At 70.5% G+C, this 15,432-nt stretch carries 3 protein-coding genes (1 of these 3 running past the window's edge); all 3 read left to right on the top strand.

The window, feature by feature from the left end; all coding sequences use genetic code 11:
* Positions 1 to 3,974, top strand: a 3,974-nt coding sequence (locus tag SX243_05495; GenBank protein ID MDY7092414.1) for an amino acid adenylation domain-containing protein, incomplete at its 5' end; no start/stop codon positions are given.
* Positions 3,971 to 8,815, top strand: a complete 4,845-nt coding sequence (locus SX243_05490) for a beta-ketoacyl synthase N-terminal-like domain-containing protein (protein MDY7092413.1) — start codon at positions 3,971 to 3,973, stop codon at positions 8,813 to 8,815. The genes SX243_05495 and SX243_05490, both read left to right, overlap by 4 nt.
* A protein-coding gene (locus tag SX243_05485; protein ID MDY7092412.1) for a non-ribosomal peptide synthase/polyketide synthase crosses the window boundary here: on the top strand, positions 8,812 to 15,432 show its 5' end (the start). The gene runs 26,190 nt beyond the window's last position; the window shows 6,621 of its 32,811 coding nt (coding positions 1–6,621); the start codon lies at positions 8,812 to 8,814; the stop codon falls past the right edge of the window. The genes SX243_05490 and SX243_05485 overlap by 4 nt, the downstream gene beginning before the upstream one ends.

The following is a 15,432-nucleotide window of genomic DNA, read 5'->3' as shown; positions in this document are numbered from 1 at the left end:
GCACCGTCGGCTGGTTCACCGCGTTGTATCCGCTGGTGGTGGATCTCACCGGCGCCGAAGACGAGTCCGCTGCGGTGGTCGCCGCCAAAGAGGCCTCCCGGCGGGTGCCCGGCGAGGGCGTGGGCTACGGAGTGCTGCGCTATTTGCGGCTGGAGGGGGGGCTGGGTGAAGCGGCCGTGGAGGAGCTGGGGCCGGAGGTCAGCTTCAACTACCTCGGCCGGTTGGATCTGGCGGTGGACGCTTCCTCGCCGTTCCGTCTGGCGCCGGAGAGCCCCGGCTCGGAGCAGGCGGAGGAGGACCGCAGCGGCCATCTCTTCGACGTCACCGCCCAGATCCTGGAGGGGCGACTGCAGCTCGACTGGGCGTATCGGGGGGAATGGCACCGATCCGCCACCATCGCCGCTCTGATGGAGCGTTGGGTCGAGCGCCTGGAACGGCTGGCGGCGATCTGCCGAAGGCCCGAGGCGGGGGCCTACACCCCGAGCGACTTCCCGCTGGCGGAGCTCGAGGGACCGCAGCTGCAGCAGATTCTGGGTTCCCTCTCCGAGATCCGCAGCCTGCGTCCCAAGGAACGGCTGATCGAGGACATCTACCCGCTGGCTCCGGCTCAGCAGGGCATGCTCTTCCACAGTCTGCTGGCTCCTCAGGCGGAGCTCTACGTCGAGCAGCTGCGGGTCACCCTCTCCGGCAAGGTCGAGGGCGAACGCCTGCGCCAGGCCTGGCAAGCGGTGATGGCGCGGCACGAAGTGTTGCGCACCAGCTTCCTATGGCACGGCCTGCCGCGCCCGCTCCAGGTGGTGTGGGCGGAGGCGCCGGTGCCCTGGGAGGAGGAGGATTGGCGCCAGGTTCCCGCGGCGGAGCGGCAGCAGCGTTTCGAGGCGCTGATGGCGGAGGATCGCCGCCGAGGCTTCCGCCTGGATCGCGCGCCGCTGATGCGCTTCCGCCTGATCCGCTGGGAGGGGGACGACTACCGGGCGGTGTGGAGCCACCACCACATCCTCCTCGACGGCTGGTGCCGGGGGCGGGTCTTCCTGCACTTCCTCGAGGCCTGCGCGGCGCTGCGGGTGCGAGCCTCGGTGCCGAGGGGCGATGAGCGTCCCTATCGGGACTTCATCGCCTGGCTGCAGGCTCAGGATCTGCAGGCGGCGGAGCGCTACTGGCGCCGCCGGCTGGAGGACTTTGCCCATCCCACGCCCCTTTCCGTCGATCGTCCGGTACCGTTGGAGGGAACGGAAGGGTCCCCGCAGCGGGCGATTCCCGTAAGCGCCGCCCTCACGGCAGATCTGGTGGCCAGTTGCCGGCGTTGGGGCGTCACTCTGGCGGCGGCGGTGCACGGGGCTTGGGCGCTGCTGCTGGCCCGCTACTCGGGGCTCCGGGACGTGGTGGTGGGAACGGTGGTCTCGGGGCGTCCGGCGGAGCTTCCGGGGGTCGAGGAGATGGTGGGCCTGTTCATCAACACCCTGCCGCTTCGCCTGGCGGTGCCCGCGGATGCTACCGCTGAGGATTGGCTGGGGCAGGTCCAGCGGGCGCAGGGGGAGCTCGGGCAATTCGAGTACAGCCCCCTGGCGGAAGTGCAGAAGTGGAGCGGCGTGACCGGCGGGGATCCGCTCTTCGAGTCCATCGTGGTGGTACAGAACCTGCCGCCGGAGCTGCCCCGAACCGAGGGCGCCGGGGGGACCGATCGCGGAGCGGAGGAGGCATCGGTCCGGCCGGCGAACGCCGTCGCCGATCCGGGCTTCGAGCTCTTCGACCTGGACGGCTCGGAGCGCACCGACTTTCCCCTCACCCTGGTGGCGGAGCCGGGGGAGAGGCTGGAGCTGCGCTTCGAATACGAAGCGGCCCGCTTCGACGACGCCACCGTAGGTCGCATGCTCGGGCATCTCCAAGAGCTGCTGACGGGGATGGTGACGGATGGCCGCCAGCGCCTCTGGCGATTGCCCCTTCTCACCGCTTCCGAGCGCCACCAGCTGCTCGGCGAATGGAGCTCCGGTGGGGGGGCGGACCTGCCGCCGGCGGACCTCTATCAGCTCTTCGCCACCAGCGCCGTGGCGGCTCCGGAGGCTCCTGCGCTGATCAGCGGGGATCGACGCTGGAGCTATCGCAGTTTGGCGGTGGCGGCGGAAGCTCTCGCCGGCAGGCTGAACCGCTCGGGCGTCGGGGCCGAGGGCCGGGTGGGCCTGATCACCGGACGCAGCCCCGAGATGGTGCTGGGGCTGCTGGGGATCCTGGCCGCCGGAGGAGTCGCCGTTCCCCTCGACCCCCGGGATCCGCCGTCTCGCTTGTCGGCCCTGGCGTCGGGGGCGGGGGTCGAGGTGATCCTGATGGGGGAAGGCCTGGGGTTGAATTCCATAGCCGATCGCCTCGAGGCATCCGTACCGGTGGTGCTCTGCAGCCTGTCGGAGCAGGATGGAGTCTCAGAGGGAGACGCGGGATCCGCCACTGTGCCGCCGAGACCCGCCGCAGCTCCCCATCCCGAGGCCGCCGCCTGCTGCTTCTTCACCTCCGGCTCCACCGGTGAACCCAAGGCGGTGCTGCTGTCCCACGCCGCCCTCACCCGCTTCGCCGTGGAGATGGCGCAGGCTCTGGAGCTGCAGCCGGAGGATCGGTGGTTGCAATTCGCCGCTCCTACTTTCGACGTCGTCTTGGAGGAGCTCCTACCCGCGTGGACCGTCGGGGCGGCGGTGATTCAGCCGGAAGCTCAGGGGCCGCTGGCCCCCGCCGAGCTGGAGCGGCAGATGAGCGAGCACCGGGCTTCGCTGGTGGAGCTGCCGGCGGCCTATTGGCAGGTCTGGGTCGACGAGATGGCCGCCGCCGGCCGCCGGCCGCCGGCGACCCTGCGGCGGCTGGTGCTGGGGGCGGAGCCGCCGGATCTCGCAGCTTTGCAGCGCTGGCTCGATTGGGGTGTGCCGGTGACGCAGGTCTTCGGTCTCACCGAGACCGGCTGTACTTCGACCCTCTACCCGGTGCCGAAGGGATGGGGAAGCTCTTCCGGTCGAGCCCCGACCGAAGCTGCCAGGCTGCCGGTGGGCCGGCCGCTGGCGGGCAGCCGGGTCTACGTCCTCGGAGCGGAGCTGGAGCCGCTGCCGGAGGGCGCCCCTGGCGAGCTCTTCATCGGTGGGGAAGGCCTTGCCCGGGGCTACGGAGGCCGCCCCGCCGAGACCGCTCACCGCTTTCTGCCGGATCCTTTCGCCGCCGCTCCCGGCGCCCGGCTCTACCGCACCGGCGATGTCGCCTGCTGGCGCGCCGGTGGCTTGCTGGACTTCCTCGGCCGCCTGGACGACCAGGTGAAGGTGCGCGGAGTGCGCATCGAGTGCGGGGAGATCGAAGCCCAGCTGCGGCGTCTGCCGTCGGTGGTGGCGGCGGCGGTGGTGCCCCAGGGGGAGAGCGCCGGCGATCGGCGGCTGGTGGCTCACGTGGTCTTCGATGGCGACGAGGTGCCGCCGATGGAGCTGACAGCGAACCTGGCTGGGCAGCTGCGGCAGCGGCTGCCGGAGGCCCTGGTGCCGGCCCACTTCGTCTCCTGGCCGGCGTTGCCCCTGACCCGTCACGGCAAGGTCGACCGCCGGGCTCTGGGTCAGGCGCACCACGGCCGGCCCGAGGCCGCCTCCCGGCCGCCCCGCACGGCGCTGGAGAAGCGCCTGGCGGAGCCCTGGTGCGCGGTGCTGGGCGTCGCCGCCGTGGGCGCCGAGGACAATTTCTTCGACAGCGGCGGGGACTCCCTGTCGCTCATCCGTCTCGCTTCCCAGCTCTCCCAGACCCTGGAGCGGGACATCCCCCTGGTGGACCTCTTCACCTATCCCTCCATCGCCGCGCTGGCGCGCAATCTCGAGGGCGGTGGCGGCGAGGAAGTCCAGGATCAGGCTCGGCAACGGGCGGAGATCCGTCAGGGCGCCCGCCAGCAGGCCCGGCAACGAGCCCGCCGCCGCCGCCGGGCGGCCGACACCGATTCAATCCCTGCGGGAGACCCATCATGACCACCCACCCCTCCGCGGAGCTCGAAGGCTTCGCCGTCATCGGCATGTCCGGGCGCTTTCCCGGCGCTCGCGATCTGGCTGCCTTCTGGCGCAATCTGCGCGCCGGGGTCGAATCGATTCACCGCTTCGACGCCGAGGAGCTCCGCGCTGCTGGGGTCGAGGAGGAGGCCTGGACGGATCCCGCCTATGTGCCAGCCCTCGGCGTTCTCGAAGGCGTGGACCGCTTCGAGCCTTCCCTCTTCGGGCTCACCCCCAACGAGGCGGCGGTGATGGATCCTCAGCTGCGGCTCTTCCTCGAATGCGCCTGGGAGGCCTTTGAGGACGCCGGCTATGGCGCGCGGGACGGGCTGCAGCGGGTGGCGGTCTTCGCCGGCGCCGCCGAGAGCGGCTATGCCGAGCACGTGAAGGCCCACCCCGAGCTGGCCCAACGCATCGGCGAGCTGCAGGCGACCCTGCTCAACGAGCGCGATCTCCTCGCCATGCAGACCGCCTACCGGATGGATCTGCGGGGGGTGGCGGCGGTGGTGCAGAGCGCCTGCTCCACCTCGTTGCTGGCAGTGCATCTGGCCTGCCAGAGCCTGCTCACCGGCGAGTGCGACCTGGCCCTGGCCGGTGGGGTGGCGGTGAGCCTGCCCCAGGACCAGGGGTATTGGTGGGAAGAGGGCGGGGTGGTTTCCCCGGACGGCCACTGCCGGGCCTTCGATGCGGCCGCTGGTGGATCCCTGAGCGGCAACGGCGTGGGAGTGGTGGTGCTCAAGCGGTTGGCGGACGCCTTGGAGGACGGCGACCCCATCCGGGCGGTGGTGCTCGGGTCGGCGGCGGGCAACGACGGCGCCGCCCGTGCCGGTTACACCGCGCCGGGGGTGGAGGGGCAGCAGCACACCGTGGCGGAGGCGCTGGCGGTGGCCCAGGTGGAGGCGGCGACGGTGGGTTATGTGGAAGCCCACGGCAGCGGCACGCCCCTGGGCGATCCCATCGAGGTGGCGGCTCTCAACCAGGCCTTCGGCGCCGGCGCCGGCCCTGGGACCTGCGCCCTGGGGTCGGTGAAGACCAACCTCGGTCATCTCGACGAGGCGGCGGGCATCGCCGGCCTGATCAAGACCGTCCTGGCCCTCGAGCACGGTGAGATCCCGCCCAGCCTGCATTTCGAGCAGCCCAATCCACGCATCGACTTCGGCGCCGGGCCGTTCTACGTCAACCGCGAGCTGACGCCTTGGCCGCGCCCCGCGGGGAGTGCCCGCCGGGCCGGTGTCAGCTCCTTCGGTCTCGGCGGCACCGATGTCCACGTGGTGCTCGAGGAGGCTCCCCTCCCGAGGCCTTCGGAGTCTGCGGAAGGACCGCACTTGTTGGTGCTTTCAGCGCGCACCGCCGACTCCCTGGCCGCCGCCGGTGAGGCCCTGGAAGCCCATCTGGTGGCCCATCCGGATCTGTCGCCGGCGGATGTGGCTTATACGCTGCAAGTGGGGCGGCAGGCTTTGCCCCGCCGCCGAGCCCGGGTTTGGGACGGAGAGGTTGCGGGCGATGAGGAGCCGGGCCGCCGATTGTCGCCGGGCTCGTGGCTGGAGGGGAGCACCCGGGAACCGGGGGAGCTGGTTTTCCTCTTCCCGGGCATCGGTGACCAGCGGCCCGGGCAGCTACGCGCCCTCTACCAACGGGAGCCGGTGCTGCGGCGGGAGCTGGACCGCGCCGACCAGCTACTCCAGCCGCTCCTCGGGGTCTCCATCACCGGCCTCCTCTTCGCCACCGGGGCGGCGCCGGAGAACGGTCTGCGAGATCTGCTCTGGCGGGATCCACGGCTCGGAGAAGGGCAGGTCGACCTCGGCGATCTCGGCCGCACCGCCATCGCCCAGCCGCTGATCTTCGCGGTCGAGCTGGCTCTGGCCAAGCTACTGATGAGCTGGGGACTGAAGCCCGCGGCGATGATCGGCTACAGCGTCGGCGAGCTGACCGCGGCGTGCCTGGCCGGGGTGTTCCCCGAGGAGCGTGCCCTGGAGCTGGTGGCGGCGCGGGCCCGGCTCATCGAGGCTTTGCCAGCGGGAGCGATGCTGGCGATTCCCCGGCCGGAGGAGGCGGTGCTGCCGTATCTGGGGGGCGAGCTTTCCCTGGCCGCCGCCAACGGTCCCCATCTCTCGGTGGTGGCGGGGCCGAAGGAGGCGGTGGCGGAGCTTCGCCGGCAGCTGGAGGAGGAGGGGGTCCAGTGCCTGCCCCTGGCCGCTGCCCACGCCTTCCACTCGGCGATGATGGCGCCGGCGGTGGAGCCTCTCGAAGCGCTGCTGCGGGAGGTGCCCCTGCGGGCACCGTCGATTCCCTTCCTGTCCAACGTCACCGGCGGCTGGATCACCGACGAAGAGGCCACGGATCCGGCCTATTGGGCCCGCCACCTGCGTTCCACGGTGCGCTTCTCGGAAGGGCTGGAGCAGCTCCTCACCGGTCCTCCCCGGACCTTTTTGGAGGTCGGTCCGGGCCGGACCCTCAGTGCCCTGGTGCAGCAGCATCCGAGCCGGGACGACCGCCATCGGGTGCACCCGCTGCTCGGTGTCGCCCCCGGGCCGGGGGAGGTGCAGAGTCTGCTAGAAGCCGTCGGACGCCTGTGGGTGGACGGCCACGAGGTGCATTGGCCGGCCATGCACGACGGCCCGCGGCGCCGGCTGCGGCTGCCTACCTACGTTTTCGACCGCGAGAGCTTCTGGATCCCGGCGCCGGCGGACGCCCCGGACCGGACCGAGCCCGCAACCGGTACCGGCACCGGTGCCCAGCTGGTGGGCGACGACGCCTTCGCCGACGAGGCTCGGGAGGAGGCGCGGCTGCCTCTAGAGCAGTGGTTCTGGGTTCCGGTGTGGGACGCTTCGCCGCCGATCCCCGCCGCCGATGGCGAGGCGGTCTCTTCGGCGGCCCGGAGGTGGCTCGTCTTCGCCGCCGAAGATCGGCTCGGGGAGGATCTGGTCCAGCAGTTGGCGACGGCCGGTGCCGAAGTGTCGGTGGTGGTTCCCGGAGATGAATACGGCAGCTATCCGGACGATGGGATGGAGGGAGTGCATCGCTACTCCCTGCGTCCCGAGGTGCTCGAGGACTATCGCAGCCTGCTGGCGGATCTGGTCGCCGCCGGCGGTCCGCCCCAGCGCATCGTTCACCTGTGGGCCCGGGGTGGAGACGTCACGGCACCCCCTGGTCTCGAAAGCTTCGATCACTGGCAACGTCTCGGTTTGGGCTCCCTGGGACGTCTCGGTCAGGTTCTCGGAGATCTCGCCGCCCGCCAGGGTCCCGAGGATCTGCGGCTGACGGTGGTGGCGGACGGGCTCCTGCCGGTCACCGCTCAGGAGGCGGCGACGCCGGAAAAAGCCACCCTGGTGGGGGCTGCGCGGGTGCTGGGTCGGGAGATTCCGGGACTGGAGACGGCGCTCATCGATCCCGGCCCCGTCGATGCAGAGAAATCTCGTCAACTCTCACGCAGCGTGCGCCAGATCCTGGCGGAGCTGGCCTCGGGGAGCGGCGACGAGGAGGTCGCTTATCGCGGGCGCCAGCGCTGGACCCGAGGGTACCGCGCCCTGGAGCTTCCCGGGGAGCTCTCCGGCGAGGCTCCTGCGGAAGGTCGCTCGGAGCTGCCGATCCGGCGGGGCGGCGGCTATTTGATCACCGGCGGCGTCGCCGGGGTCGGGTTGGCCCACGCGGAGCATTTCGTGCGGCGCGGTGCGACGCGGCTGGTGCTCACCGCCCCGCCGGATTTCCCGCCTCGAGAAGAGTGGCCCCAGCGGATGGCGGAGCAGCACCCTCTGACGCCGGATCTGGAGCGTCTCTCGGCCTTGGCGCAACAAGCGGAGCTGTGGGTGGAGGCGATGGAAAGCTGGGACGGCGACTCCCTGGAGACTCTGGTGCGGGCCAGCTGCCGGCATCTGGGACGACTCGACGGCGTGGTCCACGGCGTCGAGACGGCTCGGGACGGTTTGCTCCAGCTGCGGCCGCCGGATCGTCTGCCGGGAGTCTACGGAGCTCAGGGACGCGGGGCCCTGGCGTTGACCTTGGCGCTGGAAAGAGCCTTGGAAGGGGAGGAGCTCGACTTCCTGGCCCTGTGCTCCTCCACCGGGGCTCTGGTGGGGGGCTTCGGACAGCTGGATCTGTGCGCCACGGCGACCTTCGTGGCGGCGCTGGCGGAGTCCCTCTCCGCTGCCGGAGTGGCGGCGACGGCGGTGGAGTGGGGACCGTTCCTGTGGGCCGTCGGTGAGGCTACGGCGCCTCGGGGCGGCTCGGAGCTGGAGCTCAGCCGCCGCCGGGAAATCGAACGCTACGGCATCTCGGAGACGGAGACCGGAGAGGCCTTCGACCGGGTGCTGGCGGCGGACCTACCGCGCATTGCGGTCTCGCCCCAACACCTGCTGCGCCAGATGCGGCGCGCCCGGCAGGTCACCGCCGAGGCGTTGCTGGGAGCGGCGCAGGATGGAGAGTCCACTTCCGCACCGGCGAGCCTCGACCGGCAGACCCTGTCGAGCCCCTGGGTGGAGCCCCGTAGCGAGCTGGAGACGAAGCTGGTGGAGCTGCTCCAACAGCTCTTCGGCTTCTCGCCCATCGGGGTGCAGGACAGCTTCTTCGAGCTCGGCGGGCACTCGCTGTTGGCGATCCAGGCGGTGACCCGCATGCGCGATCTCTGTGGGGTCGACCTGCCCATGACGGTGCTCTTCGACCACCCGACGGTGGAGGATCTGGCGGGTCGCATCCTCAAGGAGCAGCTGCAGGGAGTGGAGGGGGAACGAGAGCAAGAGGTAGCCCGGCTGCTGGAGGAGATCCGGGGCCTGTCCCCGGAGGAGGTGGAGCAGCAACTGACGGAATCGGGAGGGCCAGACTCATGACCTTGGACCCCAATCTTCTCGACTCGCTGACCCCGGAGCAGCGGGTGTTGCTCGAACGGCGGCTCGAGCGGCAGCGGGCAAACCAGGAGCCGGCGGAGCCGGAACCCTCCCGGTCCCCCCTCGACCACCCCGTTCCTCCCCGGGGACCGGGGGAGGTGTGGCCGGTGTCGCCGGATCAGGAGCGGCTGTGGTTGCTGCACCAGATGGAGCCGCTGAGCCCGGCCTACAACATCATCCACCCCCTGTGGCACGAGGAGCCTCTGAGCTTTGAGATCCTGCAACGCAGTCTGAGCGAGATGCTGCGGCGCAACGAGAGCTGGCGTACCGTCTTCCCGGCGGTGGACGGCCGGCCGGTGCAGGTGGTCCAGCCGGCGTCGAAGGTGCCGCTGCCGGTGGTCGATTTGCGCCGGGTCTACACGCCGGAGCTGCAGCCCATGGCTCGGGAGCTGACGGCCCGGGAGGGCTGGATTCCCTTCGATCTGGAGAAGGGTCCGGTGGTGCGCTTCGGCATCCTCTGGCTCGGCGAGGAAGAGTTTGTCTTCCTGCTCACGGTGCATCACATCGTCACCGACTGGATCACCCTCGAGGTCTTCTTCCGGGAGCTGCGCCAGACCTATTCCGCACTGCTCCACGGTACGCCGGCGCCGCCGGAGAACACCCTGCAATTCGCCGACTTCGCCGTTTGGCAGCGGCGGCTCCTGGAGGAGGGCTGGCTGGAGCCCCACTTCGAGTATTGGCGGCGGCATCTGGCGCAGGCGCCGCAGGTGCTGGAGCTGCCCACGGATCATCCCCGGCCGAAGCTGCAAACCCCCAACGGCCGGCGCTCCCTGGTCTCCTTGGATCCACAGCTGGCGGAGCGCCTGCGGGAGCTCAGCCGCCACGAGCGGGCGACGCCGTTCATGACCCTGATGGCTCTATTCAAGCTGCTCCTGATGCGCTACTGCAACCAGGAGCGCATCATCGTCGGCACCCCCAGCGCCAACCGCAACCGCCCGGAGCTGGAGACCATGCTGGGCTTCTTCCTCACCCAGCTGGTGCTCTACACCGACCTTTCCGGGGATCCCACCTTCCGCCGGCTGGTGCAGCGGGAGCGGCGGGTGGCCCTCGACGCCTACGCCAACGAGGTGCCTTTCTACCAGCTGCTGGAGGAAGTCCAGCCGCGGCGGGATCCGAGCCGTTCGCCGCTGGTGCAGGCGAGCTTCTTCATCCTCGAGTTCGACGACGATCTGGCGGTGGACGATCCGCGGTATTTGGATCCGGAGGACCGGTCGGCGCGGCTGGATCTGGCGCTCTTCTTCTGGGACGGCGCCGACGGCTACTTCGGTTGGTTCGACTACAATACGGACCTCTTCGACGCCACCACCGCTGCACGCATGGGGCAGCAGCTGCGAGCCTTGACCGCCGCGGCCATCGAAACGCCGGACGTCCCCCTTTCCCATCTCTCCATGCTGCTCCCCGCCGAGCGTCACCAGCTGTGTTGGGAATGGCCGGTGAGCGCATCGGTGCCGGCGCTGCCCACCTTGCCGGCGCTCTTCGCCGCGCGCGCTGCTGCCCATCCCGAGGCAGTGGCGGTGGAGGGCGCCGGGGAGAGCTGGACCTACGGCCGCCTGGAGCAGGCCAGCCGGGGGCTGGCGGAGGCCCTGGTGGAGGGGGGCTTGGGCGCAGAGGATCGGGTCGGGCTGTTTTTGGAGCGCACCGCCCGCTATCCGGTGGCGCTCCTCGCCGTAGCCCGTTCCGGTACCGCCTTCGTGCCGCTGGATCCGGACTTGCCCGACCCCCGCATCGACTTCATCCTGGGCGATTCCGGTCTGGCCGTCGTGCTCACCGAGGGCTCCCTGGAGGGGCGGCTGGAGGAGCTCCTGGCCCGCCGGGAGGAGGGCCACCGGCCTCGGGTCATGGTGCTCGGCCGGACGGTGGACCAGTGGGCGTCTCCACCGCCGCTGCCGGCGCCGGAGAGCTTGAGCGAACATCTGGCCTACCTGATCTACACCTCCGGTTCCACCGGCGAGCCCAAGGCGGTGGCGGTGGAGCATCGGCAGTTGGCTCACACCCTGAGCGCCGCTTTCCACCGGCTGGGTTTCGCCGCCGACGGATCGGACGACGCCGGTGCCGCCTGCGTCCTGCCCGCCCTCGCCTCCTTTGCCTTCGACATCTCGCTATTCGAGCTTCTGACCCCGCTGGTGGCCGGGGGACGGGTGCGGCTGCTGGATCGCCACCAGACCGCCGACGTGGTGGCCCTGGCGGCGATCGCCGAAACCGCTACCCACCTGCACGCGGTGCCGACCCTCATGGGCCAGCTGGTGGCCCACGTGCTGCGTCGAGACGCCGGTCCGTTGCGGTCCTTGAGGCGGGTCTTCGTGGGCGGCGAAGCGGTGCCGCCGGAGCTGTTGCGAGAGATGGCGAAGGCCTTTCCCGAAGCGGTGGTGGAAGTGCTCTACGGACCCACCGAGGCGACGGTGGTGGCCACCGCGTTCCAGGTGCCGGCGGGTTGGGCGCAGCCCTGGTACGTCCTTGGCCGTTCGCTGCCGGGGGTGCGCCTGTGGGTCGTGGATCCGACGGGCCGGCAGGTGCCGGCGGGAGTGCCGGGGGAGCTGTGGATCGGTGGCGGCGGAGTTGCCCGGGGCTATCACCACCGTCCCGACCTCACCGCCGATCGTTTTGTTGCCGCGGATGGCGAGCGCTTCTACCGCACCGGTGACCGAGTCCGCTGGCGCCCCGACGGCCGCCTCGACTTCCTCGGCCGGGTGGATCAGCAGATCCAGCTGCGCGGCTACCGCATCGAGCCGGGGGAGATCGAAGCGGCGCTGAGGCAGCATCCGGCGGTGTCGGCGGCGGTGGTGGCGGTGCTCGGAGAGGGGGATGCCCGGCAGCTGGTGGCCTGGGCGGAGGTCGGCGCCGGTGAGCCGCCGGCAGAGCCCTTCGAGAAGCCCACGGAGGAGCGCACCGAGCATCTGGCGGAGCAGCTGCGGGCCGAGCTCAGAGCCAGTCTGCCGGCGTACCTGGTGCCGGCGGCGGTGGTGCCGGTGGAGCGCATGCCCCTGACCTCCACCGGCAAGATCGACCGCCGGGCCCTGCCGGCACCGCCGGAGCTGGCTGCGACGGCGGAGCCGGCCGCCCCCCGCACCGACGCCGAGCGCTTGCTGGTGGAGATCTGGCGGGAGGCGCTGGGACGGGACGACGTGGGGATTCACGACAACTTCTTCGAGCTCGGCGGCGACTCGGTACTCAACATCCAGATCATCGCCCGAGCGGCGGAGCAGGGATTGCGGCTGATTCCCAAGCAGCTCTTCGAGCACCCCACCATCGCGGCACTGGCGGCGGTGGCCGGCAGCGGCGGCGCCGGGGAGCAGGGCTTGGTGGTGGGCCCGGTGCCCATGACGCCGGTGCAGCAGCGCTTTTTCCAGCTCTTCGGCGAGACCGATCCCCACCACTTCAACCTCTCGCTGCTGCTCACTTCGTCCGAGCCCTTCGAGGCCCGGCTCTTGGAAGCCGCCGTCGGCCGGGTTCTGCTGCATCACGACGGCCTGCGGGCATTCTTCGAGCGGGGGGGCTCCCAGGGTCCGGGTGGAGTTTGGCACCAGACCCTCGCCGGTGAGGAAGCGGCCCGGGGCCGGCTGCCGGTGGTGGATCTCTCACGCCTCGGGGAGCAGGCCGCGGCGTCGGCGCTGACCCATTGCGCCGGTGGAGTCCAGCGCAGTCTGCGGCTTGGTCGCCCCCCGCTGGTGCGCACGGTGCTCTTCCGCGGCGGCTTGCCCACCCCCCGGCTGCTGCTGGTCTTCCACCACTTGGTGGTGGACGGCTTGATGGTGCAGTTGGTGCTGCGGGATTTGCTGCAGGTCTACGCCGCCCTGGTGGCGGGAGAGGAGCCTCGGCTGCCCCTCAAGAGCGCTTCCGTGCGCGAGCTGGGCCGCCGTCTGGAAGAGCTCGCCGAGCATCCCGAGGTGCGGTCGCAGCGGGACTATTGGCTCAGCGAGGAGCGGCGGCGGGTGCCGCCGCTGACCTGGGGCGAGGGACTGCCGCCGGCGGCATCCCGAGACGACCTGAGCGTCTGCCTGGAGCCGGAGATCACCACAGAGCTCCTCGAGGAGGCACTGCCGGCGCTTCGGGTGCTACCGGAAGAGGCGGTGTTGGCGGCGGTGGCGCGGGCCTTCCAGCGCCCCCTGCCGGACGGCGGCCGGGCCGCGTTGGCGTTGTTGGTGGAGTTGGAGAGCCCTCTCGGCGGCGAGGCCCTGGACGACCTGGATCTCTCCCGAACCGTGGCGTGGAAAGTGGGCCATTACCCGGCGCTGCTGCAGCTGGAGGAGGATCAGGGGGCGGTGTCGGCGGTGACCGAGGTGCACCGGCAGCTGGCCCGGGTGCCGGCGGGAGGAGCGGCCTTCGGTCTGCTGCGCTACGCGAGCCCGGATCCGGAGCTGCGCCGGGCGTTCCGGGCACTGCCCCAGCCGGAGGTCTCCTTCACCTACGCCGGGCGCCTGCTGGATTCGCCAGGGCCGGATGCAGAGGACCCGGATGAGGGCAGCGGCGAGGTTCTCTCCGTGGCGCCAGAATCCGTCGGAGACGAGACCAGCCCCCGTCAGCCCATGGAGCACGCGCTGACGGTGGTGGCCCGACTGGAACCGGTGCCGGGGGAGGCCGGTGGTGCCGACAAGGGTGTCCGTCTGGCGCTGGATTGGGAGTTCAGCACAGAGCGATTCCCCCGAGGTGCGGTGGAGGCATTGGCTGAGCGCTGCTTGGAGACCCTACGGGAGCTGGTCGGCGGTCTCCCCGAGGGGCCCCTCGGCCCGGAGTCGATCCAACCCGAGGACTTTCCCCTGGCGCGTCTCTCCGAGGACGAGGCCGATCAGCTGGCCGGCGCGGTGAGGGACCGTTTCTCGGAGGACCCAGGGGGCTCGGTAGCGCAGATCGCCGATGTCTATCCCCTGGCTCCCATCCAGGAAGGCATGCTCTTCGAGCATCTCGCCGCCGAGTCGGATCCATACATCCTGCAGAGCAGTACAGAGCTCGGGGGTGAGATCGACGACGCAGCCCTGGAAGCCGCTTGGCAGTCGGTGATCCGCCGGCATGCGGTGCTGCGCACGGCCTTTCTCTACAGCGAGCTGGATCGGCCACTGCAGGTCGTGCTGAGGAATGTGTCCTTCGAGCTGTCCCGGGAGGATTGGCGTCATCGATCTGCTCGGGAACAAAGCGCCGGTCTCGAGGAGCTCCTCGCCGCGGAGCGTCGCCGGGGCTTCGACCTGACGTGGCCACCGCTTCTGCGCTGCGCCTTGGTACGGCTGGCGCCGGAGCGGCATGTGCTGGTCTGGACCGTTCACCACATCGTCTCGGATGGATGGTCGATGCCGATGATCCTGGAAGATCTGATGGCCTTCTACCACGCCGAGTCCAACGGCGTCCCAGTGCAGCTGCCGCCTGCAGTTCCCTATCGAGACTACATTGCCTGGCTAGCGCGTCAGGATCCGCAGCAAGCGATGGACTATTGGCGCCGGGAGCTCGCCGGGGTCGAGTTGCCCACCCCCGTCCGGCTGCCCGGGGAGGCGGCCGACGCTGCCTCGAGATCCGGCGCCTTTCGCTGGCGACTGGAGTCCGCTGCTTCCTCGAGCCTGCAAGAGCTGGCTCGGCGTCACGGCATCACTCTCAACAGCTTGATGGAGACCGTTTGGGCGGTGGTGCTCTGGCACCTCGGTGGCCGCCGCAGGGTGGTCTTTGGCGCCATCGGCTCCGGCCGACCGGCCACTCTGTCGGGCGTCGACTCCATCGTCGGTCTATTCATCAGCACGCTGCCCATACGCGTCGAGATCGATCCACGATGCTCTCTCCCGGCGCTGGCGGTAGAGCTGCAACAACGTACCTCCCTCGGCCGCCAGCACGAAAGCCTATCCCTCTCTTCCATTCGCAGGCAGATCGATCTCGCGCCGGACCAGCCTCTCTTCCTGTCCGCCATCGCCTTCCAGAATGCGCCGAGCGACGAGGGCGGAGAGATGGGGGCCGATCAAGGCTTGGAGATTCGCAGCAGTGAGCTCTTCGAGGATGCGGTCTTTCCACTGATCTGGTTGGTCGAGCCCGGCGACCGTCTCGGCTTCGAGCTGCAATACCAGCGGCCGCGCTTCGCTCCGGCGTCGGTGGAGCGCCTCGCAGGCCTCTTGACGACCTTTCTGTCGTCCTTGGCCGAAGCTGGGGATAGACCGGTGGGCGAGCTGCCGCTGCTCACTCCCGCCGAGCGGGCAGACCTGTTGCAGGCATCTGTGGGGCCGCCCGTGGCGGATCCCGAGTCGAGCCTTCACGGGCTGGTCTGGGCGCAGGCCCGAGAAGCTCCCGCAGCGTTGGCGCTGATCGATGACGAGCGCCGCTGGAGCTTCCGAGAGCTGGCGGAGGAGGCGCGGACCTTGGCGCAGGATCTCCGCGATCGAGCGGTGATCCCCGGCGAGATGATCGGCCTGTGCGCGGAGCGGTCTTCGTCCTTGATCGTGGGGATGCTCGGAATTCTGGAGGCCGGCTGCGCCTTCCTGCCCCTCGACCCCGCCTATCCCCGGCAGCGCCTGGCGTGGATGATCGGAGACGCCGCTGTGTCGCTGGTGGTGACCCAGCCGGCGGCCGCTCCCCGGCTGCCCCCGGATGTG

The sequence above is a fragment of the Acidobacteriota bacterium genome (genome assembly GCA_034211275.1).
Taxonomy (GTDB): domain Bacteria; phylum Acidobacteriota; class Thermoanaerobaculia; order Multivoradales; family JAHZIX01; genus JAGQSE01.
Note: the sequence above shows the minus strand (reverse complement) of the source record. Positions and strands in the feature narration are given on the sequence as shown.